19 protein-coding genes are annotated in these 21856 nt (G+C 59.8%); 11 read left to right on the plus strand and 8 right to left on the minus strand.

What is annotated here, in order from left to right:
* Positions 1-59: 59 nt before the first annotated feature.
* Positions 60-716, plus strand: a complete 657-nt coding sequence (locus QP363_RS06330; RefSeq protein ID WP_144657515.1) for a hypothetical protein — start codon at positions 60-62, stop codon at positions 714-716.
* A gap of 148 nt (positions 717-864) precedes the next feature.
* On the opposite strand, the gene QP363_RS06335 is transcribed toward QP363_RS06330, so the two are convergent.
* The gene (locus QP363_RS06335; protein WP_284763471.1) at positions 865-1410 is read right to left on the minus strand and encodes a gamma carbonic anhydrase family protein; all 546 of its coding nucleotides are present in this window, start codon (positions 1408-1410) and stop codon (positions 865-867) included.
* 6 nt (positions 1411-1416) lie between these two features.
* Positions 1417-1824 carry a hypothetical protein gene (locus QP363_RS06340; RefSeq protein ID WP_070710692.1) on the minus strand — a complete coding sequence of 136 codons (408 nt, stop codon included), beginning with the start codon at positions 1822-1824 and terminating at the stop codon, positions 1417-1419.
* Between the two features lie 35 nt (positions 1825-1859).
* Between QP363_RS06340 and QP363_RS06345 the strand changes: the two genes are divergently transcribed.
* The 5 genes from QP363_RS06345 to QP363_RS06365 all read left to right on the plus strand — a co-directional run bounded on the left by QP363_RS06345 (position 1860) and on the right by QP363_RS06365 (position 7730).
* On the plus strand, positions 1860-2729 hold the full coding sequence (locus tag QP363_RS06345; protein ID WP_070710693.1) for a patatin family protein: 870 nt from the start codon (positions 1860-1862) through the stop codon (positions 2727-2729).
* Between the two features lie 125 nt (positions 2730-2854).
* The gene (locus tag QP363_RS06350; RefSeq protein ID WP_070646189.1) at positions 2855-4420 is read left to right on the plus strand and encodes a TrkA C-terminal domain-containing protein; all 1566 of its coding nucleotides are present in this window, start codon (positions 2855-2857) and stop codon (positions 4418-4420) included.
* Between the two features lie 198 nt (positions 4421-4618).
* On the plus strand, positions 4619-5797 hold the full coding sequence (locus QP363_RS06355; protein WP_070646192.1) for an acetyl-CoA C-acyltransferase: 1179 nt from the start codon (positions 4619-4621) through the stop codon (positions 5795-5797).
* Between the two features lie 40 nt (positions 5798-5837).
* The gene (locus tag QP363_RS06360; protein WP_144657521.1) at positions 5838-6899 is read left to right on the plus strand and encodes an enoyl-CoA hydratase/isomerase family protein; all 1062 of its coding nucleotides are present in this window, start codon (positions 5838-5840) and stop codon (positions 6897-6899) included.
* 66 nt (positions 6900-6965) lie between these two features.
* The gene (locus tag QP363_RS06365; RefSeq protein ID WP_070646198.1) at positions 6966-7730 is read left to right on the plus strand and encodes an enoyl-CoA hydratase; all 765 of its coding nucleotides are present in this window, start codon (positions 6966-6968) and stop codon (positions 7728-7730) included.
* A gap of 11 nt (positions 7731-7741) precedes the next feature.
* On the opposite strand, the gene QP363_RS06370 is transcribed toward QP363_RS06365, so the two are convergent.
* The 3 genes from QP363_RS06370 to QP363_RS06380 form a co-directional block, all read right to left on the minus strand.
* On the minus strand, positions 7742-8242 hold the full coding sequence (locus tag QP363_RS06370; protein ID WP_070646202.1) for a MarR family winged helix-turn-helix transcriptional regulator: 501 nt from the start codon (positions 8240-8242) through the stop codon (positions 7742-7744).
* Positions 8243-8384: 142 nt separating this feature from the next.
* Entirely contained in the window at positions 8385-10115 is a 1731-nt protein-coding gene (locus QP363_RS06375; RefSeq protein WP_216379875.1) for an AMP-binding protein, read from the minus strand.
* A 159-nt stretch (positions 10116-10274) separates the two neighbouring features.
* A complete protein-coding gene (locus QP363_RS06380) occupies positions 10275-10835 on the minus strand; it encodes a TetR/AcrR family transcriptional regulator (protein ID WP_070646208.1) in 561 nt (186 codons plus the stop codon).
* A gap of 232 nt (positions 10836-11067) precedes the next feature.
* Here QP363_RS06380 and QP363_RS06385 point away from each other — a divergent pair, with 232 nt between their 5' ends.
* Together QP363_RS06385 and QP363_RS06390 are read left to right on the plus strand one after the other, a co-directional pair.
* Positions 11068-12276 (plus strand): acyl-CoA dehydrogenase family protein, encoded by a 1209-nt coding sequence (locus tag QP363_RS06385; protein WP_284763475.1) that lies wholly within the window; start codon positions 11068-11070, stop codon positions 12274-12276.
* A gap of 82 nt (positions 12277-12358) precedes the next feature.
* Complete coding sequence (locus tag QP363_RS06390; protein ID WP_284763477.1) at positions 12359-13108, plus strand: SDR family NAD(P)-dependent oxidoreductase; 750 nt, start codon at positions 12359-12361, stop codon at positions 13106-13108.
* 41 nt (positions 13109-13149) lie between these two features.
* Here QP363_RS06390 and QP363_RS06395 read toward each other — a convergent pair whose 3' ends face one another.
* Both QP363_RS06395 and QP363_RS06400 read right to left on the minus strand, forming a co-directional pair.
* Positions 13150-14283, minus strand: coding sequence for an acetoin utilization protein AcuC (locus QP363_RS06395; protein ID WP_284763479.1), 1134 nt, complete (start codon positions 14281-14283; stop codon positions 13150-13152).
* Positions 14280-16919: a GNAT family N-acetyltransferase gene (locus QP363_RS06400; RefSeq protein WP_284763480.1), complete on the minus strand. Its 2640-nt coding sequence runs from the start codon at positions 16917-16919 to the stop codon at positions 14280-14282. Before QP363_RS06400 ends, QP363_RS06395 begins: the two co-directional genes overlap by 4 nt.
* A gap of 232 nt (positions 16920-17151) precedes the next feature.
* On the opposite strand from QP363_RS06400, the gene QP363_RS06405 reads away from it, so the two are divergent.
* The gene (locus QP363_RS06405; RefSeq protein WP_070710703.1) at positions 17152-18666 is read left to right on the plus strand and encodes a CoA-acylating methylmalonate-semialdehyde dehydrogenase; all 1515 of its coding nucleotides are present in this window, start codon (positions 17152-17154) and stop codon (positions 18664-18666) included.
* 12 nt (positions 18667-18678) lie between these two features.
* Positions 18679-19566: a 3-hydroxyisobutyrate dehydrogenase gene (mmsB, locus tag QP363_RS06410; protein WP_070447131.1), complete on the plus strand. Its 888-nt coding sequence runs from the start codon at positions 18679-18681 to the stop codon at positions 19564-19566.
* 52 nt (positions 19567-19618) lie between these two features.
* Here mmsB and QP363_RS06415 read toward each other — a convergent pair whose 3' ends face one another.
* Positions 19619-20200 carry a TetR/AcrR family transcriptional regulator gene (locus QP363_RS06415; RefSeq protein WP_284763482.1) on the minus strand — a complete coding sequence of 194 codons (582 nt, stop codon included), beginning with the start codon at positions 20198-20200 and terminating at the stop codon, positions 19619-19621.
* Positions 20201-20275: 75 nt separating this feature from the next.
* Here QP363_RS06415 and QP363_RS06420 point away from each other — a divergent pair, with 75 nt between their 5' ends.
* The gene (locus tag QP363_RS06420; RefSeq protein ID WP_284763484.1) at positions 20276-21775 is read left to right on the plus strand and encodes a GntP family permease; all 1500 of its coding nucleotides are present in this window, start codon (positions 20276-20278) and stop codon (positions 21773-21775) included.
* Positions 21776-21856 lie beyond the last annotated feature (81 nt).

The following is a 21856-nucleotide window of genomic DNA, read 5'->3' on the forward strand; positions in this document are numbered from 1 at the left end:
GGAGCTGAAGGCTCGGAGTCCGTATTAGCTCCGACACGACGCCCTGTACACTGGCCCGCATGCTCGAAGCCGTGCTCAATGCCTTTGCCGATTCCGTCAATGCTCTACTGATCGGAATCCTGGTAGCTATCGGCATCATGCTTCCGCGGGGCAGCTACCGCAAGATCGCGGCCCTAGTCATCGTCGGTGATTGGTTCGGTGTGCTCACCGCAGCCGCCGTGGTGATGTTTGTGTTCGTCGGTATTCAGGACAAGGTGGCTGCCGCACTCGAATCACCGCTGCTTGGCTGGGGGCTGGTGATCATCGGCCTGGGACTGGGCCTTCTGGCCTGGCGCTCCAAGGGCGAACCTAATGACATGGTGCAGAAACTCCTCGGCCCGCTGCGCACGCCTTCGGCCAAGACTGTCGCGGTGGGCTATGCCATGGGGGTTATCCAGTCCTTGACCTCCGTGCCCTTCTTCTATGGCCTGATGCACCTTGCGGCAGGGGACTTTAGCAACACCGTTAAATACGGCGGCCTTTTCTTCTATGCCACTTTCGCGCTCTCACTGCCCACGGTGTGCGGGCTTTTCATCGCTGTGGTTCGGGCGAAACCACATTCCTGGGCCGGTCGCGCCTTCGCGTGGGCGCGGGAGAACTCCGCCACAGTTGCGCTGTGGAGTGGCTATGGCGTGGCTGCCTTCCTAGTGATCATGGGGCTTGTTTCCCTGCTCTAGGGCTTCAGCACTGAGAGCAATCGATGGGTGGCTTAGCTCGTGGCCTTAGCTTGCGGAGCAGAACTGCCCTAGTTGCCAAAGATCTGGTCAGATCCTGCGGCGAGCTCAAGAGTTTTGGCAACAACGGCAGTGTGAAAGAGTCGTGGCGCTAGTCGTAGAGGACTTCGTCGAGGGGGAGGGCTTCGCCAAGCAGCGCCTGCTTCTGAGCAATGTCGACGTAGCGCGCGGCGTGCGGGATGAAGGCGGCGGATTCCTCACGGCTCAACTCGCGGCGCACCTTGGCGGGCACCCCAGCAGCTAGGGTGCCGGCGGGAATATCCTGGCCTTCGAGCACCACAGCGCCGGCAGCGATGAGAGAACCTGGGCCCACGGTAGAGCCGGAGAGTAGGGAGGCCTTCATGCCAACGAGCGTGCCCGCGCCCACGTGCGTGCCATGGAGCATGGTCATGTGTCCTACGGTGACGTCATCCTCCAGCACACAAGGCTTACTGGATTCAACGTGGATGACGCAGTTGTCCTGGATGTTGACGCGTGCCCCAAGGTGGATGGAACCGACGTCCCCGCGCAGCACGCTGCCATAGAACACGGAAGAATCTGGCCCGATGGTGACGTCACCGATGATGGTGGCATTCGGGGCAAGCCAGGCGCTGCGGTGGATGCGGGGAGTGCGGCCTTGGAAGGGGAGGATGAGCATGGCGGACTAGCTTTCTTCAGGGGTGGTTTCGATCGATACGGCGAGGGACTCGGAAATTTCATAATCGCCGGGCTCGGCGCTGATCCGGGACAGCGCCTCTCTTTCCGCAGACGACAACGGGATGGCCCAGCCCCGCTTGGGATCGTGGACAGGGCGCTGTGTCTTCGCCGTGGGGGAGAGGTGCACCGTGGATTGCGGTCCGCGTAACTGTGCGGGCTCGCCGGAATGGGCCACCTCACTGAGCACCTGCGCACCGGCAGGGGAGGTAGCCAGGATGATGAGACCGCTCGCCGTGTGCACGGACAGGTGATCTAAAGAGACCTCGACGGCGTGGGGATCCGGGGAAGCCAAACGGACAGTGCTGGAGCCGCCGAGTTTGTCGATGACATCCTTAACCGCAGAAAACAAACCCATGGCGCGATCCTAGCGCGGGGGTACCATCGAGCACTGTGATTGACGCGAAAGATACAGCACTTGTCATTGAAGGCGGCGGCATGCGCAATTCCTATACCGCCGCGTGCATCGTCAAGCTTCTGCAGGAGGAGGTGGAATTCGGCTGGGTTGGAGGCGTTTCCGCGGGTTCCTCGCACACCGTGAATTTCCTCTCCCGCGATGTGAGTCGCTCGGAGGAATCCTTCGTAGACTTTGCCAAGAACCCCAGCTTCGGTGGCCTAGGTTCGCTGCTGCGCGGTAGCGGCTACTTCAACGCGGAGTTCATCTACGAGAAAGCCGCGGACCAGGACATGCCTTTTGACTGGGAAGCCTTCGAGGCCAACCCGGCACAAATGTGCATATCCGCCGCCCGTGCCGATACCGGGGAGAGCGTGTACTGGGGGCGCGAAGACATAAAGACCCAAGACGACCTGATGGTGCGTGTTCGCGCCTCTTCAACGTTGCCGCTGATCATGCCGATGCGCGTCATCGATGGCGTGCCTTATGTCGACGGTGCGATGGGCGAGTCCGGTGGCATCCTCATCGAGCAAGCGGAGAAGGCCGGGTTCGAGAAGTTTCTTTTCCTCGGTTCGAAACCGCGTGGGTACGTGCGCCCGGAAGTGGGGCGGCCGGCGGCGCTGCGGCGGGTCTTCCGGAAGTACCCGGCTGTGGCGGAGGCGATGATTGCGCGCCCACCACGCTATAACGCCTCCAAGGAGCTACTCCTGGAACTGGAGAAAAAGGGGCGCGCTCAGCTTTTCTTTCCGGAGGATATGCAGGTGGCTTCGACCGAGCGCTCGGTGACTAAGCTGCGTGCGAACTATGAAGCCGGGCGCGCTCAGACCTATGCGGAGTGGCCGGCGTGGAAGGAATTCCTCGGCAGCTAACTGGCCAAGCTGAGGCGCCATTTTTAGATCTCCTTTCTGCTTCAGACGTGAGACGGAGCACCCTTAGCGCAGAAAAGCGTCTTTGAACGTGGTCTTTTGCTCTCGCTTTCCTACAATGGCCTTTCGTGTTGGCTCTATTTGATGGAAATATTTGGCTGAGCATATTCTTTGTTGCCTTGCTCGGCACGTTGTTTGGCATGATCCCCTTCGGCCCGCTGCGCTTCGGCGCAGCCGGCACCTTGTTTGTGGGACTGGCCATCGGTGCCTTTATCGAACTCGACGGAACGATTTTAAGCAGCCTGCAAGAGATGGGGCTTGGCCTCTTTATCTATATGCAGGGCTTGTCTGCCGGCGAACGCTTCTTCAAGGGGTTCTCTGAGCAGCTGAAACACATGATCACTGCTGCCATCGCGGTGGTGGGGGCTGCTGCCGTAGCGCTTCTCGCGGGCGGATGGTTGGGCCTGTCACCCTTGCTCTCCGTGGGCGTATTCTCCGGTGCGACGACCTCGACGGCGTCGCTTGCTGTTGCCCAACAACAGACCGGCGAGGAGCTGCCCGCCGTGGGCTATTCCTTGGGCTACCCGGTGGGCGTAGCCGTTGCCATTCTGCTCGTGGCATTCCTGCTCAAGCAGTCCTGGCCGGGTTCTAAAGACAAAGACAATTCTGCGGAGGAGGTTTTCCGCTCCCGCACCATTCGGGTGACCAAGGACATCACCTATGAGGAGCTCGTGGACCGCTTCGAGGATCAATTTGTCATCGCCACGATTCGCCGCGGCAATACCCGCACCGTGGCGGGGGACCATCCAGAGATTCGCAAAGGCGATATCCTGCGCGTGCTCGTGACGAAGGCGAAGAGGCGCGAGCTTACCGCCGCCTTGGGTAAACGTCAGCCCCAAGTACCCTTCGTGGACAAGCGCTTGGTCATTGAAAACGTGGTGGTCTCGAACACCGATATTGCGGGACGAACCGTGGAGGAGCTCAATCTTTTCCGGCGCTATGGTGGCCGCATCGTCCACGTGGAGCGCGGCGATGAGGAGTTCCTCGCCAGCTTCGATACGCACCTTGATGCCGGTGACCGCGTGACGGTGATCGTGGATCAGGACCGTATGGGCGATATTCGCGATTACTTCGGTGACTCGGTTCAGGGCTACTCGCAGCTGAACTGGATCGCCGTGGGAGGTGGCCTGTTCTTGGGCTACCTCATTGCGCTCATCGTGGTGCCATTGCCGGGTGGCACGTCCTTTGAGCTGGGCTTCGCGCTGGGGCCGCTGATTACCGGCCTTGTTCTTGGCGCTCTCCACCGCACGCGTCGTGTGCCGTGGAAGGTCCCGGCCTCTATCAATATGGCTCTTCAACAGTGGGGTCTAGTCATCTTCTTGGCGTCGGTGGGCCTCGCTTCGAGTGAGGCTTTCCAGTCCACGGCCTTCTCCTGGATGGGGTTGAAGTCCATGGTTCTGGCCGCCATCATTACCGTGGTTGCCGTCGCCATCTTCGCTGTTGTCAATAGGTTCCTCGGCCAGTCGGAGACCCGCACCGCCGGCGGTATCTCCGGCATCTTCGGTCAGCCTGCCGTGGTCAACTACGCCACGGGTATGAGCACGGATTCCCGCATCATGACCGGCTACGCGGCCACCATTGTGGTGGCGCAGATAGTCAAGATCGTGGTCATTCCGTTGATGCTCACGTTCTAATCTTTCAGGAATGCAGCTGGGTAGAGCCTCGACGGCTCTCTCATGTGGCTGGTTCTAGTGAGCCTTAATTGCTCTTCAAACTGTTTCGTATGGCGCTGCTCCAGAATCATGCGAGCATAGAATGCCTCAAAAGGGTGGCGCAGCACACAATCCAGCGGTACGATTTGAGTTAACTTCGTACAGTTTGGAGAGCGATATATGGACATCGTCATTGTGGGTGCCGCCCGAACGCCCTTCGGCAAATTACTTGGTTCCCTTTCCACCGTGACAGCGACGGAGCTCGGTTCTCACGCCATCGCCGCCGCACTCACACAAGCACGGATTAAGCCGGATGATGTTGATGCCGTCATCTGTGGACAGGTCTTGCAGGCGGGTGTGGGGCAGAATCCTACAAAACAGGCGGCGCTGGGGGCAGGGATATCTGCGAGGGCACATACCGCCACGGTCAACAAGGTTTGTCTGTCAGGTCTGACCGCGATTATCGACGCCTCTCGGCTCCTGCGCTCCGGTGAGGCTACTGTCGTGGTGGCTGGGGGAATGGAGTCGATGTCACAGGCTCCCCACCTGCTTCCGCAATCACGCAGGGGGAAGAAATTTGGTCCTGTTGAACTTCTCGATCACATGGAGCACGATGGCCTGCGCGCAGCTGACCTCGGAATTTCCATGGGCTCGCTGTCGGAGAAATATGCCGAACGCTATCCGGCCACCCGTCAGGAACAAGACCGCTGTGCGGCACTGTCCCACCAGCGCGCGCTTCAGGCGAGTGAGGAGGGAACCTTCGACAAGGAAATCGCTCCCATCACGGTGAACCGCCGGCGCGATGAGGTCACCGTCTCGCACGATGAAGGCATCCGGGAAGGAGTCACGGAAGAAACTTTGACTGCACTGCGTCCGGCCTTCGAGAGCACGGGAAGCATTACGGCCGGAAATTCCTCACCTATCACGGATGGAGCAGCCTCCGTCGTCCTCACCACCCGCGAGCATGCGGAGAGGGAAGGACTGCCCGTCATGGCAGTCCTTCGGGCGCCCGGACAAGTAGCCGGTCCGGATTCTTCGCTGCAGGAACAGCCTGCTCGTGCTCTTCTTAAAGCCTTAGAACGCGAAGGTTGGGGCGTGGACGACCTCGACCACATCGAGATCAACGAGGCTTTCGCCGCGGTGGTGGTGCACTCCGCGAAGATCCTAGGGATCAACCCCGATGATGTTAATCCGCAAGGCGGAGCCATCGCCCTAGGCCACCCCATCGGGGCTTCCGGCGCACGGCTCGTGGTGCATGCGGCGCACCAATTGGCGCAATCCCATGCTCGCCGCGCCGGGGTCACTTTGTGCGGGGGCGGCGGTCAAGGCGAAGCCCTGTTGCTTGAGGCTGTGAACTAACTCCAGCTCAGTAGCTAGTAGGAGAGATAAGGAGAAGACCATGACGAACGAAATACTTAGCGAAATTCGTGGACATGCCGGCGTGCTTACACTCAACCGCCCCAAGGCCATTAATGCGCTCAACCAGACGATGATCGACGAGATGACGGCGGTGCTCAGGCAGTGGCAGGATGATGACCGCGTCAAGCTCGTCATCCTCCGCGGTGCTGGGGATCGAGGACTGTGCGCGGGCGGTGACGTCGCGGCTTTGTATCACGATGCCCTGGAAGGCGGAACCGCCGGTGCCCATTTCTGGAAGACGGAGTACGAGCTGAACTATCTGATTTCCACCTATTCCAAGCCTTATGTGGCCCTCATGGAAGGCATCGTGCTGGGCGGCGGAATCGGCGTTTCAGCGCACGCCTCGCACCGTATTGTGAGCGAAGATTCCCGCATCGGAATGCCGGAAGTAGGAATTGGGTATTCGCCCGATGCCGGCGGCTCCTACCTGCTTTCCCGGGCCGCAGATCGTCTTGGCCGCCACTTGGCATATACCGCGATCCACGTGGGCGCTGCCGAAGCGATCGACACCGGTTTTGCGGACTATTTTGTGCCCAAGGACAAGCTCGACGCGTTGGTTGAACGGCTGGTGGAGTCGGGTGACCCCGCAGACATCGAGAAATTCACCGAGGAGGTGGGGCGCGGCTTCGGGGAGGAGCGCGCCGAAATGGTAGAGGTCTACGCTGCAGAGACTGCTGAGGAAACCTTGGCCCGGCTGCAGGAACTCGCCGCCACGCGCGGTGACGGGCACTGGGCCGCGAAGGCCGCCAAGCGGATGAGTCTCAACTCCCCACTGGGAATCCGCGTTACCGAGGAATCCCTTAACCGCACTGCGTCGATGAGCTTCGCAGAAACCTTGACACAAGAATTCTGGATGTCCGTGAACATGCAAAAGCACAAGGAATTCGTGGAAGGAATACGCGCGCAGATCATCGATAAGGACCGCAACCCTTCCTGGGAGTACGAGTCCATCGGTGCCGTCCCAGCAGACGTGGTGGCGTCTATCCTCGAACCCGGCGAAGGCAGCGTGGAAGCCCCCGCATTTGATGCCTCCGAAGATTAAACACGCTCACCACTCATCACGAGTTATTACAGCACTATCCGAAAGCACAGAAAGGACACTAGATCCATGGCAATTCTTACTGAAAAGCGCGGCCGCGTCGCCCTCATTACCCTCAACCGCCCAGAGGCGCTCAACGCGCTGAACAACGACACCATGCTGGAAGTCACCCAAGCGGTGCAGAAATTCGATGCCGATGCCGAGGTAGGAGCAATCGTTATCACTGGCTCCGATAAAGCCTTTGCTGCGGGCGCGGATATTAAGGAGATGTCGTCGAAGACCGCGACAGAAATGTACAACGCGGATTGGTTTGCGGGCTGGGACGTACTTACCCGCGCCCGCACGCCGATCATCGCCGCGGTCAACGGATATGCCTTAGGTGGCGGCTGTGAGCTAGCTATGATGTGTGACTTCATTATCGCCGGCGACAAGGCCAAGTTCGGTCAGCCGGAGGTCAACCTCGGCGTTACCCCGGGTATGGGAGGCTCCCAACGCCTGACCCGCGCTATTGGGAAGGCAAAGGCCATGGAGATGTGCCTGACCGGCCGCATGATGGCAGCAGAAGAAGCGGAGCGCTCCGGCCTCGTGGCCCGTGTGGTCCCCGCCGATGAGCTCCTCGATTCTGCACTGGAAACCGCAGAGCTCATTGCCTCGAAGTCCTTCGTAGCAACGTCCCAGATCAAGGAACAGGTCAATGCCGTGGACGAGCTCTCCCTGTCCCAGGGCATCCAGTTTGAGCGCCGTACCTTTCACGCACTCTTCTCATCTCACGACCAGAAGGAAGGAATGACGGCCTTCGTGGAGAAGCGTGATCCAGACTTCAAGCATGCTTAAGCTTCGCCGCTCTACTGGGCTTCGGGCCCCTCGACGTCCTCACCGGCGGCGCGGCGAACGCGGTTCGCAGCAGCGATGACGCGATCCTGTTCGCGGGCGGGTAGCGCAATGGACTCGAAATAGCGGTCGAGGGCAGGCCCCGCCGCAGAGGCCAACACGATTCCTTGGTCGGTAACCATCACCAAGGTCGAGCGCTTATCTTTAGGGTCGCTCACCCGCGTGATGAGCCCGTCCTTCTCCAGTTTGCGTACCGTGTGGGTAAGAGATGCCGGCGGGACTTGAAGGCGGGAACTGATCTTCGACATGGGCATGCTTCCCGCGCGCGACCACATAAGCACAGCGAGGACTTCAAACTGGCTATAGCTCACCCCGAAGGGAGTGAGAACCTCTTCGGCACCGTTTCTTAAAATGTGGGCGGCGCGCTCGAAGGAGGAGACCGTGGCCAGGCCACGCGCGGAGTGCGTGGAATAGCGCTTGGCCCACTGGCGGCGTGCTTCGGCAATGATGTCCATGAGCGGGAAAGAGACCTCCTTGTAGCGCGCTCAGAGCGCGAGACAACTATAAATGACCGCCTCATTGTTCTGAGAACCGGGATAGGAGAAGCAAAGGCCCCAGTTGGAAACTGGGGCCTGTATCGTCGAGAGATTAGTGGGGCTAGCCCTTCAGTGACGGAAAGTCGGAATCAGCGAACTCTGTCGACGCAGTGGTCTCACCGCCATCAGCTGAGTGAATCTCGGTTTCGCGCTTGCGCAGATCGACGCGGCGAATCTTGCCGGAGACCGTCTTTGGTAGCTCGTAGAACTCGAGGCGGCGGATACGCTTATAGGGTGCCAAGCCATCACGGCAGTGTTTGAGGATGGCTTCGGCCGTTTCGGCATTCGGCTCGTAACCGTTGGCCAGCGCCACATAAGCCTTCGGCACAGCGAGGCGGATGGGGTCGGGGGAGGGAACTACCGCTACTTCGGCGACAGCTGGGTGCTCGATGACGACGGACTCGAGCTCGAAGGGGGACAGGCGGTAATCGGAGGCTTTGAAGACATCATCGGCACGACCAATGTAGAAGATGTAGCCATCTTCATCGCGCTCCGCTGTATCGCCCGTGTGGTAGTAACCATCGCGAAAGACTTCCGCGTTCTTGTCGGGGTCGTTGAAGTAACCCACCGTTAGACCGACCGGGCGGGGATCAATCTTCAAACAGATTTCGCCGGTATCTCCAATCTCATCCGTAGCGGGATCCTTGAGCACGACTTCCCACCCCGGCAGTGGGCGACCCATTGAGCCTGGCTTGACCTTTTGTTCTGGGGTGTTGGCAATCTGCAGGGTAGTTTCCGTCTGTCCGAAACCATCGCGAACATCGGTGTTCCAGGCCTTGCTGATGGTGCTGATGAGCTCGGGGTTTAGTGGCTCACCCGCAGCGACTAGCTTCTTCGGTGGGGTCTTCATACGTCCCAAGTCTGCTTGGACAAGCATGCGCCAGACGGTCGGTGGAGCACAGAAGCTGGTTACTCCTTCTTCTTCCATCTTGTCCATGAGGGCTGCGGCATCGAAGCGGGCATAGTTGTACAGGAAGATGGTGGCCCCGGCGATCCAGGGGGCGAAGAAGTTCGACCATGCATGCTTAGCCCAGCCAGGGGCAGCGACGTTGAGGTGGACATCGCCAGGCGCCAAGCCAATCCAGTACATCGTGGTCAGGTGGCCGACCGGATAAGAGGTATGGGTGTGTTCGACGAGCTTCGCCTTCGATGTGGTTCCGGAAGTGAAGTAGAGCAGGAGAGTTTCGTCAGCCTTGGTGTCTTGCTTTGGCGTGTAGACCTCTGGGCCGGTGAAAGAATCCGAGTAGCGCAGGGTGGGGTGTGCCGACTGTGCATTTGGTTCATCACCCACCTGAATAATGGTGAAATCACCGGTGACGTCTTGGAACTTCTCGGCATCCTCAGCGTTAGCCACAACCCAGGAAATGTTGGCGCGGTCGGTGCGGTCCTGCAAATCCGCTGCACCGAGCATGGCGGTTGCTGGATTAAGGACGAAGCCTGCTTTGATGCAGGCCAGCATGCACTCCCACAGCTCTACTTGGTTGTTGAGCATGAGCATGACGCGATCACCGCGCTGGACGCCTTGACCCTCGAGCCAATTAGCCAACTGCGCAGAGCGAGCCGACATTTCAGCGAAGGTACGGCGGGTGCTGCTGCCATCGGTCTCACAAATGACGAGTGCCTCGCGGTCTTTAGAGTCTTCTGCAGTGGCAAGGTGATCGAACCAATCGAGTGCGAAATTGAAGTGTTCGAAGCGCGGCCACTCGAAGTTGCTTCGGGCCTCTTCATAGTCAGTCTGAAAAGAAACCAGCAGGTCGCGTGCTGCTTGGAATTGTTCGGTCACCGTGGTCATTGGTTCTCCTCTAGCTTGTGCTCATGGGGGAAAGGACGCTGCAATGTCTATGGCCCGTATCCCAAACCGTGCGTCTATGTGACGTGGGTCGCACACTACTTTACTTCGAGTTCGAAGTAATTGCTAGAGATTTTGGGTAACGCGTACCGAAGTCGCAGGCTAGCGCAATGAAATTCCGTGAAGGATGAGCTGTCCAAGAGTGTGATAGGCCTCGGCTGGAGCTAAAGTATCCGAGTAAAAGCCCTGCTGGATGTCGGTCATGGAGCGCTGGATCAGGTGAGAGACAAAATCTGTGTATTCCGCAGTGAATTCTCCCGCTGCGACGCCCTGCTTGAGTAGCTCGTGGATAGTTTCGGTAGCCCTGCGCGTGTTGAGGCTAAAAACCTCCTGGGCAGCGGGTTCGGAGGCGAGATCGCGCATAAACTCCGGGCTGGCAGGTTCTAGGGCGGTGGTCATGGAGGAAAAGTAGTTCTCAAGCGCCTGCGTGTAGGTGGGTGTCTTGCTCACGGCGGTACGGCGTGCAATTTCTTTAAAGAAGCTGACCAGTACGCGCCGAATGATGGCATCTCTCGATGGCCCTAGTGCGTAAATGGTGGATTTGGAGCATTGGTAGCGCTTGGTTGCACCGTCGATGGTGAAGGACTCGAAACCCTCGACTAGAAAGTCCTGCAAAAGGGCGTTAAAGAGCTCTCGCTGCCGCGGTGTGAGTGGTTTGGTCATGTGTCGCTCCGTCTGTGTTGATTCCGGCCTTCGGGCACCCATTTCTCGTGGGGCTTGACGTATGGCGGTGTGCCAATCGATCATAGAACACGCCGTGTGCGGTACGAAACGGTGTATTATCGTACTCACTCAATGCGTAGTTCCCATTGATTTCCCATCCCACAGATCGCCGCATTGCTTTAAGAAAATCCATGTGGCCACCACAAACTCTCAGCTAGAAAGGTAGAAAACTATGCCCCCAATCCTTGGACCACAACATCCCAGTGGGAAACACTTGGAGAAGATTAAGTACCCTCACGCTGATATCTTCGCAGTCGCTGACCGCCTAGTTCCCGAGGAGCAAGCGCGCCTGGCAGAGATCCACGAGTTTCTGCAGACGGAGATTCGTCCGGTCGTGGGGGAATACTGGGACCGTGAAGAGCTGCCTTTCGGCCTTCTTCCTCGCATGGCGGAGATGGGTTTAGGGGAAGTCGAGCTTACGGATACCTCACGCCTCTATCGTGGGCTGGTCTACGCAGAAGTCACGCGCGCAGATGTGTCACTATCGGCGTTGGTGGGTATTCACAATGAGCTTGTTCTCGGACTCATCGACAAGCTTGGTTCCCCGGAACAAAAAGACACCTGGTTGGCAGGCTTGCGCCAGTTCACCAAAGTGGGGTGCTTCGCGCTGACCGAGCCGGACCACGGATCCGACATCGCCGGCGGACTAGCCACAACGGCGGAGCGCACCGCCGAGGGCTGGGTTATCAATGGATCGAAGCGTTGGATCGGCGCCGGTACTTTTGCTGATTTCGCCATCACCTTCGCCCGCGATACGGCGGATAATGAGATTAAAGCCTTCATCGTTGAGCTCGACCGCGACGGCGTGACGCGTAACAAGATCTCGCGCAAAATGGGTTTGCGCATCATGCAGAATGCAGATCTGCACTTCGACGACGTTCTCATTCCCCATGAGAACCTGATCCCTGGTGCCGAATCCTTCGCCAACGTCAACGACTTCTTGTGCTATTCCCGTGCTTGGGTGGGCTGGCAGGGCGCTGGGTTGCAGCTGGGCATTTTCGACAAGGCCCGCGAGTACGCGGTTAAGCGCGAGCAGTTCGGCCGGCCCATTGCTAAATTCCAGCTCGTCCAGGAGCAGCTCTCCCGTATCCTGGGCAACGCTACTGCGTCGCTTGCCATGATGGCCCAGCTGGCGGAGGTCCAGGAACAGGGCATGCTGGAAATGCCGTTTGCCGCCCTGGCGAAGGCAACCACCACACGCTTAGCGCGCGAATCCGCCGCAGCGGGCCGCAACATTGGCGGTGGAAACGGCATCCTCACGGAGTATGACCTGTCGAAGATGATGGATGATGCCGAGATTCTCTTCACTTATGAGGGCACCTACGACATCAACTCGCTCATCGTCGGCCGTGCTGTGACTGGCGTATCTGCCTTCGTTTAAGTAGCTCTGTCCTCGTACTCACCGCCACAGATTCACAGCACCAGGGAACCCACCCCCTCGCTCTTCTCAAAAGGAGAAAACCATGAACCTACACGAAGTATCAGCCGTCGTGACCGGCGGTGCATCCGGCCTTGGAGCGGCGACGGCCGCAGCACTCGCGGAACACGGAGCCGCGGTCACTGTGCTCGACTTGTCCGTCCCAGAGGAACAGCACAGCGACATCAACTACATAGCCGTCGACGTCACCGATGCCGCCGCAGTCCGGGAGGCGGTCCTCGGTGCAGCAACGAAAGCGCCCATACGCGTGGCCGTGAACTGCGCGGGAATCTGCCCCTCGGCACGCATCTTCGGACGCAAAGGACCACACGATCCGGAGCTGTTTTCCAAGACCATCAACGTCAACCTCATAGGTACCTTCCACGTCATGACTGCTGCCGCTGAGGCAATGGCTCAGACAGAACCATTCGATGGGGACGGCCAGCGCGGCGTTATCATCAACACTGCCTCCGTCGCAGCCTTTGAAGGACAAGTCGGGCAGGCAGCTTACGCGGCGTCGAAAGGTGCGGTGGCCGCCCTGTCGATTACCGGGGCTCGAGATTTGGCCTCGCTGGGCATTCGCGTCAATGCCATCGCCCCGGGCGTGGTATCCACCCCGATGATGGAGCAGATCACCCCGGAGTTCCGTGAGCAGTTGGAAGCCACTGTGCCTTTCCCCGCCAGGCTTGCTAAGCCGGAGGAATTCGCTGCCCTGGCCCTGTCGATTGCTGACAACCCCTATATCAATGGCGAGACGATTCGCTTGGATGGTGCGCTGCGTATGCCGCCGCGTTAAGGCGAATGCCGCGTATTCAGTGCTAAGGTCCCACGCGGGGCCTAACCATAAGCAGGTAAACCCCAGTAGGGGAAGATGGCGCGCGTGGTCTGCACCAGCGCTGCGTGCGGCCTCTCTGCCATGACCTTGGTGGGGTCGAAGTCCTCGATGGTGGCGCCCGAGCCCTCATCGCCCAGAGTAGGGGAGCCTTCCCAGCCGCCTGGCATCCGGGAGGAGGCAGTGAGCTCCACATTGGCGGCCGCGGCGAGTACATGCGTCCACGCGCGTGCGACGGCATCGATTCGATAGCCACCGCCACCAAGGGCGACCCACCGCCCAGCCGCAAACTGCTGCGCCCACACCGCCACCGAACGGTACGCCCGCGCCATCGCATCGATGGTGAGCTCTAGGTCAGCGAGGGGATCCGAACGGTGCGGATCCGCGCCGTGTTGGGAAATGATGAAATCGGGGCGGAACTTCTTGAGCAGTGGCGGGACGATAGCGTGGACCACCTGCAGCCATTCCTCATCCGTGACCCCACGGGGCAGGGCCACGTTGACGGCGGTACCTTCCGCGCCCTGTCCACCAACCTCGTGGGCATAGCCCGTGCCGGGGAAGAGATAGAGTCCCGATTCATGCACTGAAATCGTGAGCACGTTGGGATCGTCCCAAAAGATCTTCTCCACGCCGTCGCCGTGGTGAGCGTCTAAATCAAGGTAGACCACGCGCTGGGCGCCGTTATCCAGAAGCCACCGGATGGCAATCGCGGCATCGTTGTACATACAGAACCCCGACATCGAATCGGCAAAAGCATGGTGCAGCCCGCCGGAAAGGTTGACTGCGCGTGGTGCGCGACCTTCCCACACAGCCCGTGCGGCCGCTAGGGTACCGCCGGCGATGCGCGCGGCGACCGTCGACAAGCCATGACTAATCGGGTTGTCTTCGGTGCCCAGACCAAAACGTTTAGTGGGCACCTCGGCGCGGGTGGCGGCGATGTAGTCGGGGCTATGCACGAGCTGCAGGTGCGAGGTGTTCAGCGGGTCGGGGCACTCGATATCGAATTCCTCGAGCACACCGAAGTGCTGAGCCAGTGACATCGCCGCGGCGACCCGGTCCGGCCCCATCGGATGCTCTGGACCAAGCGAGTAGCGGTACATTTCCTCCGAAGCGAAAAGCAGCGGTTTTGACTGACTCATGACAAGGACCTCGCGAGGGGATCGCGGACATCACCCAGCGGGGCGATGCGCATGCGGGCCCCCACCACATCAGTCTGTGTCACCCCGGCGATGACAGGGGAGAGCTCGATGTCAACGAGTGCGGCAATGTCGTCTTTGAGCTGTGCCAGCTGCATCATGACCTCTTCGACGCGATGTAGCTTGGCGGCCTTGGTACCGCGATAGCCGGTCAACAGGGGAGAGGCCTTCAAGCAGCTGAGCATGTCCAGGGCATCCGTTCGGCGTAGCGGAGGCACGCGCCACTCGACGTCCCCCAACAGATCCGAGGGCAGCCCGGAGAAACCTGCAGAAACCATAGGGCCCACAACGGGATCTTCGATGGCCCGCAGAGTAAGGGAGGCGCCCGCCGTGACCATGCGCTGTACCACCGGTATCAAGATGGCCGGGTCCTCGCCTAAGTGGAGATCACGCGTGAGTTGAGTGATGGTGCTCCACGCGCGCTTCATGGACTCCTCGTCATGGATGTTGCGCACGACAGTGGGAAGTTCCGAGCGGCCCCGCACTATCTGCGAGGTGCACTTGAGGACCACATTCCATCCATACTCGTGCCCAGCCGCAATGGCCTCCTCAAGGGTGCTGACCGGATTCCAAGGAACAATGTCGATGCCATAGGCGCTCAGAATTCGCGCGCACTCCTCATCGGTTGTCCACCTCCCGGTGGGCGAATCCAGAAGCACCTCCGCAACGACCCCGCGTGCTTCAGCCAGACCCTCGCTGGTGGCGAATTCATCGGCAGGGTTGGGGCGGGCGAGGGCGCGTCGGCGTTCGTTATCGATGATGGTCGCTAATGCTTCGATGGCGTCAGCATAGGTGTCAAACACCGGCAGTTGGCCGGGTTTCTCTGGGCCCGGAGCGGTGCGGAAATCGGGGACGTCGAAGCCAACAAAGCTGGCGATAAGCGGGGTATCCGTCGTCGTGGATGCCAGCTGCGACAAACTTGAATAAGCATCCTTGAGGATAAACTCGCCGACTTCTACGACGGCACACAACACCGCGTCAATATTCGGGTCCGCTACAGCTGCCCGGGCCTGTTCCGTGATGGCGGGAGCGGGATCGTCGACGACGGTGGTAGCGCGGGGGCGCAGCCCGAAGCGCCAGGCTGCCTGCTCCATCTGCGCGGTCAGTCCAGAGGAATTCGACATCACGGCAATTCGACGGCCCTGCGGCACGGGTTGGCGCGCGAGGAGCTGGGCGATGTCAAGCATGGCATCGCGGCGGGTGACCACCATGGCTCCGGTGTAGCGGATGATCTCATCCAGTGCGGCCGGACTGGCCGCAGACAGTCCTTCGACCGCGTAGTGCCGGGCGGATTTCAGCGCGCGCGAAGGAAGAAACACCACGACGTGCTTGTCCAGTGCTAGGCGGCGCAGAACGCGGAAGAACTTACGTGGGTTACCTATCGAGTCGAGGGACAACAGACAGATGCGTGTGTTTTCATCTTGGCTCCAGAACTGCATAACGTCATTGCCGGTGACATCAGCGAAGGAACCAGCGGCGATGAAGTTACTTAAACCGCAGCCAAGTTGCAGCGCATGGGATAGAGCCAGTGTCGCCACGCCAGCCGATTGGGTAAAGAGCCCTACTTGGCCGGCCCGTGGCATGGGCGCGGGGCTTGCGTTGAGGCGAACCGAGTCATCGGTGTTGATGAGGCCCAATGCAGCGGGGCCGAGGGCGCGCAGACCGTAGTCCCTAGCCGCGAGTACGATGTCGCGAGCTTCCTCGCGCGAAAGGTTAGGGTTCTGGCTGCGAGAGATGACGATGACCCCTTTAGCGCCTGCGGCGGCAGCCGCCTCCATGACATTGGCGCCGCCGCGCCCTTGAAATTCGATGACAACGAGGTCTACCGGTTCAGCAAGGTCATGGAGTTCATCGACGCTGTGCAGGTGATGCAGTGAACCAGTGAAGCCGGCGCTGCCCAGTTGCTGGCTGGAGAGCGTGCCAACCACCGCCACGGAGCTTGGGGTGAGCAAACGGTGAATTGAGTTGGCTTCGGCGCGCAGCTCGCGGCGTTCCATAACATCGCGGGAATTCTCATTCGGAGCGATGTAGAAATCCACTCGAATGAATCCATCCTCAAGCTCCGGCTTCGCGGAGTAGCCTGCACGCACGAAGACCTGCACCATCCTGCGGTTTTGGGTGAGCATCTCTGCGAAAAAGCGCTCCACTTTTCCTTCGCGTCCGATCTCCGCCAGGTGTTCAAGAAGGATGTTGGCTACGCCTTTGCCGTGGTGGGAATCCTGGACTAGGAAGGAGACATCGCCCACGCGCGCCGGCAAGAACTGTTCGACAATGGAGTATCCGGCCACCGCCACGATACTGCCGCGCTCCACCATGACGAGCGTGACCTTGTCATAGCCGTCTGTATGGAGCCAGCGGTCAAGATCATCGTCGGTCAGCGTGGGGTGTGTGCCGAAGAAGCGCAGATACTTCGACTGATCCGAGACGCGATCATAGAAAGCGCGAATGGCATCGCGGTCGCCCGGCGTGATGGGACGCAGGGTAGCGATATCGCCATCGTTGAGGATGACATCGGCTTCCCAGCTCGTTAGTCCGGGCCCGTCGGGGGTGGTGGTCGCAGGCTGCTCCGTGTGGTCCATGTCATCACCTTAGCCCGCGCTTTCTCGGGCACAGGCCAGGTGAATGGCATTCACCCCACTACTTCGAGGGGAGGCGTATGGGGAAAGTGCAGGACAAAGCATGTATGTCAACTCACTCTAGGGGGTGAATAGTGTTTGATGTCTCATTATTCATGGCGTGTGGCTGTGGACTGCGGTTAGTGTGTGACCCAAGCCATAGAAGGAGCCGGAGGTTCCAGGAAGGAGACGCGACATGCGCACTGTGTATCACTATGTCAATGGAGAAACGTTCGAGGGGACGTCGGGCAACACCCAGCCCGTCCTGAACCCTTCGACCGGCAAGGAGCAGGCCGCCGTCGCTCTGGCGAACAAGGCCGATGTGGACAGCGTCATCGCGGAATCCGCGAAGGCTCAGCCAGGCTGGGCAGCACTAAACCCACAGAAGCGTATCCGCATCATCATGGAATGGATCCGTCTCATCCACGAGAACATGGATGAACTGGCCACGCAGCTCTCCTTGGAGCACGGTAAGACTTTCCCGGATGCTAAGGGAGACGTGCTGCGCGGCGTCGACGTGCTGGAGTTCGCGCTTGGCGCCCCGCACCAGCTCAAGGGTGAGTATTCTTCGGAGGTTGGCACCGGTATCGATACCTACTCGATGCGCCAGCCACTTGGTGTGGTCGCCGGTATTACCCCGTTCAATTTCCCGGCCATGATTCCGCTGTGGAAGGCCGGCCCGGCACTGGCAGCGGGCAACGCCTTCGTACTCAAGCCTTCTGAGCGCGACCCCTCCGTACCGGTACGCCTAGCGGAGCTTTTCATTGAGGCAGGCGGCCCGGCCGGCGTTCTCAACGTGGTGCACGGAGGCAAGGAGGCAGTCGATGCCATCCTCGATTCCGACACCATCAAGGCCGTGGGCTTTGTCGGCTCCACGCCGATTGCGCAGTACATCTACGAGCGCTGCGCGGCCACAGGCAAGCGCGCTCAGTGCTTCGGCGGTGCGAAGAACCACGCCATCGTGCTTCCCGACGCCGACATTGACGCCACCGCCGACGCCATCGTGGGCGCTGCCTTCGGCTCCGCGGGTGAGCGCTGCATGGCCCTGTCCGTGGTAGTCCCCGTGGGACAGGACACGGCAGACCGTTTGCGCGATGCCATCCTGGCCAAGATTCCAGAACTTAAGGTAGGCCACTGCCTCGATCCTGAGGCCGACTATGGCCCCTTGGTCACGGCAGAGGCACGCGATCGCGTACACCGGCTCATCGCCGAGGGCGTGGAGGCAGGAGCCACGTTGCTTGCCGACGGCCGCGAGTTGGACATGTCTGACAAGACCTATAACGAGGATTCCCTCGCGGACGGCTTCTACTCCGGCCCGAGCTTCTTCGACAACGTTACCGCCGACATGTCCGTCTACAGCGAGGAAATCTTCGGCCCGGTGCTGGTCATGGTCCGCGCCGAAACCCTGGAAGAGGCCGTGTCTTACCCCAACGACCACGTCTACGGCAACGGTGTCGCCATCTTTACCCAGAACGGCGGCGCGGCCCGCGACTTCTGCAAGAACGTCCAGGTCGGCATGGTGGGCGTCAACGTTCCGATTCCGGTGCCGATTGCCTACCACACCTTCGGCGGCTGGAAGGCCTCCGGTTTCGGCGACCTCAACCAGCACGGACCGGATTCCTTCCGCTTCTACACCAAGACTAAGACCATCACCTCGCGCTGGCCTAATGATGAGTCCGCAGGTCCTCAGTTCACCATGCCGGTCATGTAAGGAGAGAACACAATGACGACTATCGCGTTTATCGGATTGGGCAACATGGGCGGCCCTATGGCCGTCAACTTGGCGGAGGCCGGGCATGAGGTCCGCGGATTCGACGTCGTGGAAGAGGCTCGGGAGCGCGCCGCCGAGCAGGGCGTCACCATCATCGAGACCGCGGAGGAAGCCGCGCAGGGCGCCGAGGTAGTCTTTACCAGTTTGCCTAATGGTGGGCTGGTCAAGCAGGTCATCGAGTCGGTCCTCGCAGCCAACGAGGATGCAAAGACCTACGTTGATGTCTCCACCATCGCGGTCGCGGAGGCACGTGAGCTTTCGGAGACGGTGGGCAAGGCTGGCTCCGCCTTTCTTGATGCACCAGTCTCCGGCGGCATCGCCGGGGCGGCAGCGGGAACGCTCGCCTTCATGGTCGGCGGCACAGCCGAAGACTTTGCGAAGGTCAAACCGCTGCTCGACATCATGGGCAAGTCAGTCACCCACTGCGGTGACATTGGCAACGGCCAAGCGGTCAAGGCATGCAACAACATGATCCTCGCGGTCCAACAAATTGTCCTAGCTGAAGCCCTGGTCCTCGGCGAGCGCTTGGGGTTGGATCACCAAGCCTTCTACGACGTCGTCTCCAACGCCACCGGCAATTCGTGGTCGCTGTCCGTCAACGCCCCGGTTCCGGATATCGTGCCGAGCTCACCGGCGAACAACGATTTCAAGCCAGGTTTCGCCGCCGCTCTCATGCTCAAGGACCTCAAACTGGCCATGGCCGCGGCGGAAGACACCAAGACCGACACTGTCCTGGGCCGGATCGCGGAGGAGCAGTACTCCTCCTTTGTGGACGAAGGCCACGGCGGCCTCGACTTCTCCGCCATCATTTCCGAAGTTCGTTCCAAAGGAACAGCCTAAGCGCTCCTAAGTGCTTCTAAGGCCTCCTAGGCGCTCTAGCCTGCTGAGAGCGCTAGGGCGCTTGGCCACCGTCGAGGATGCCCTGGAGCAGCGGGGCATAGTACTCGATGAGTTCCTCGGTAGGAAAGGCCGCAAACTCGGTATCACCAAAACGCCGCATGAACGACAGTCCCATGAGAAGGGCCAGCGCGGATTGGGCCCGCAGCTCCGGCGAAGGCGAGTGCTTCCCGGACTCTTTACGAATCCGAGAAGCCAAGACCTCCAGCAAGTCGGATTTAATTCTCTTACCAATGGCTCCGAGCGTCTGATAGTCACCGCTCGCCACGGAAATAGTCCGGGCCATGGAGTAGGGCGCGTTGTGTGGAGCAGTAAGGGTTTCAACCACCGCGGTGCGGCCTAACTCGCTGAAGGGACCGGCAAAGAGCGCTGCCGAGGAAGCAGTGAAATCCACCGTGGCCTCAAAGAGCCCTTCCTTGTTGTGGAAGTGCTTCACAATCAGCGCGACAGAAACATTCGCTTCCTCCGCGATGTCTTTCATTGAGACCTGTGAGAAGCTCCGCTCACTGAAAAGCTCGCGTGAACATTCGAGAATTCTCTCCCGCGTCGAAGCTGTTTTCTCCTCCATAGAGGACATGGTACCGGCGACGCATGCGCAGGAAGGGTGATTCGCCCTCTTGCCTCAGATGACCAAGACAGTGAGGTAGAAATTATGGTTATCTCATTCATCGGGGTGGTTCTTTCCCTGATTATCCTCGTCGTGATGGCCTACCGCGGGCACTCCGTGGTGGTCGTCGCCCCCTTCGCGGCCTTGATCGCGGTGGTTTTCTCTGGAGAGCCGATCCTGGCTACCTATACCCAGATCTTTATGCCAGCAGCCGGAAACTTCGTGACCAAGTATTTCCCGCTCTTCCTCTTCGGCGCGATCTTCGGCTTCCTCATGACTTCCACGGGGCTTGCCCGGTACCTAGCTCGCGGGATTACCGCGTTATTCGGGCCAAAGCGCGCGATGTTCTCGACGGTCGTCGCCACAGCCTTGCTCACCTATGGCGGTGTATCTGCGTGGGTTGTGGCTTTTACCATCGTGCCCATCGCGACCGCCCTGTTTAAGGAATCTGGGATCCCCAAACGGCTCATGCCCGGAGCGATTGCGCTGGGAACCATCACCTTCGCGCTGGCCGGGCTTCCCGGTTCGCCGCAGATCCATAACGCAATCCCCACCAGTTACTTCGGTACCAACGTCTACGCGGCACCCCTCTTCGGTCTCATCTCTTCTGCGATCATGCTGGCGGTGGGAACCGCGTGGCTGGAGTACCGCGTGCGCACCCTGCGCGCGGGTGGGGAAACATTTGAGCCGCTCGATGCTGACGGCAAGGTCATCGAAACACCCGAGGGAATCGGCGACAGCGGGGAAGAAGCCAGCGTAGAAATCGGTGGAGAATCCTTCGACACCAACTCCGGTGGCCGCGTTTCTACTCATGCTCGGGCAGAAACTGAACCCTCCGTCCACGTGCAGGGATTGTTGGGCCTAGTTCCCATCGCCGTTGTCATCGCGGTGAACTTCGCCATGGTCTACGGCGTGTCCAAGGTTCTGGATACGTCTTATCTTGGCGAAGAGAAATACGGCGAGACCGATCTCGATTCGTTGTTGGGTATTTGGTCGCCGACGGTCGCTTTAGCTTGCGCGGTCTTCGTCATCGTGGCGATGTTCCCCAAGCGGGCTGCAGAGTCCGTCAAGGAATTCTCCGATGGCGCCAAGAACGCTATTCTGCCGTGCCTGACCACGGCCTCGGAGGTGGGCTATGGCGCAGTGATTGCCGCCCTGGCGGTCTTTAGCGTGGTTAAAAGCAACATGATGGGGATCTCCGATAATGCCTTGGTGGTCTCCACGGTGTCTACCGCCGTCATTTCCGGTATTACCGGCTCCTCCTCGGGTGGTCTTTCCATCACGATGCAGACCCTGGGTGATCAGCTCGCCCAGCTAGCGACGGAACAGGGCATCAGCCTTGAGCTGATGCACCGCGTGACTGCGATGGCCTCGGTGTCCTTCGATTCCATGCCGCACAATGGTGCGGTACTCACCATGTTGATTGTGTGCGGTATGACGCACCGTCTGTCCTATAAGGATGTTGCCGTGGTGACCATCGTTATCCCGCTGGCAACGCTGGCGTTGATGCTCGGCATCAACGCGCTCATCCCGGGCCTTAGTTAGAAAATGTTATGTCCATAGGGTTTTTGGACATGGAGTCCGGTGTCTTTTTGGACACGGAATCCATGGAGGCCTTGGACACTT

It is taken from the genome of Corynebacterium sp. UMB6689 (assembly GCF_030215295.1).
Lineage (GTDB): Bacteria > Actinomycetota > Actinomycetes > Mycobacteriales > Mycobacteriaceae > Corynebacterium > Corynebacterium aurimucosum.

Bases quoted from the DNA above. Each gene is read 5' to 3' on its own strand.
- QP363_RS06335 (WP_284763471.1), bottom strand. From the start codon at position 1,410: ATGCTCATCCTCCCCTTCCAAGGCCGCACTCCCCGCATCCACCGCAGC.
- QP363_RS06340 (WP_070710692.1), bottom strand. From the start codon at position 1,824: ATGGGTTTGTTTTCTGCGGTTAAGGATGTCATCGACAAACTCGGCGGC.
- QP363_RS06330 (WP_144657515.1), top strand. From the start codon at position 60: ATGCTCGAAGCCGTGCTCAATGCCTTTGCCGATTCCGTCAATGCTCTA.
- QP363_RS06390 (WP_284763477.1), top strand. From the start codon at position 12,359: ATGAACCTACACGAAGTATCAGCCGTCGTGACCGGCGGTGCATCCGGC.
- QP363_RS06405 (WP_070710703.1), top strand. From the start codon at position 17,152: ATGCGCACTGTGTATCACTATGTCAATGGAGAAACGTTCGAGGGGACG.
- QP363_RS06375 (WP_216379875.1), bottom strand. From the start codon at position 10,115: ATGACCACGGTGACCGAACAATTCCAAGCAGCACGCGACCTGCTGGTT.
- QP363_RS06365 (WP_070646198.1), top strand. From the start codon at position 6,966: ATGGCAATTCTTACTGAAAAGCGCGGCCGCGTCGCCCTCATTACCCTC.
- QP363_RS06395 (WP_284763479.1), bottom strand. From the start codon at position 14,283: ATGAGTCAGTCAAAACCGCTGCTTTTCGCTTCGGAGGAAATGTACCGC.
- QP363_RS06370 (WP_070646202.1), bottom strand. From the start codon at position 8,242: ATGGACATCATTGCCGAAGCACGCCGCCAGTGGGCCAAGCGCTATTCC.
- QP363_RS06355 (WP_070646192.1), top strand. From the start codon at position 4,619: ATGGACATCGTCATTGTGGGTGCCGCCCGAACGCCCTTCGGCAAATTA.
- QP363_RS06385 (WP_284763475.1), top strand. From the start codon at position 11,068: ATGCCCCCAATCCTTGGACCACAACATCCCAGTGGGAAACACTTGGAG.
- QP363_RS06360 (WP_144657521.1), top strand. From the start codon at position 5,838: ATGACGAACGAAATACTTAGCGAAATTCGTGGACATGCCGGCGTGCTT.
- mmsB (WP_070447131.1), top strand. From the start codon at position 18,679: ATGACGACTATCGCGTTTATCGGATTGGGCAACATGGGCGGCCCTATG.
- QP363_RS06400 (WP_284763480.1), bottom strand. From the start codon at position 16,919: ATGGACCACACGGAGCAGCCTGCGACCACCACCCCCGACGGGCCCGGA.
- QP363_RS06380 (WP_070646208.1), bottom strand. From the start codon at position 10,835: ATGACCAAACCACTCACACCGCGGCAGCGAGAGCTCTTTAACGCCCTT.
- QP363_RS06415 (WP_284763482.1), bottom strand. From the start codon at position 20,200: ATGTCCTCTATGGAGGAGAAAACAGCTTCGACGCGGGAGAGAATTCTC.
- QP363_RS06420 (WP_284763484.1), top strand. From the start codon at position 20,276: ATGGTTATCTCATTCATCGGGGTGGTTCTTTCCCTGATTATCCTCGTC.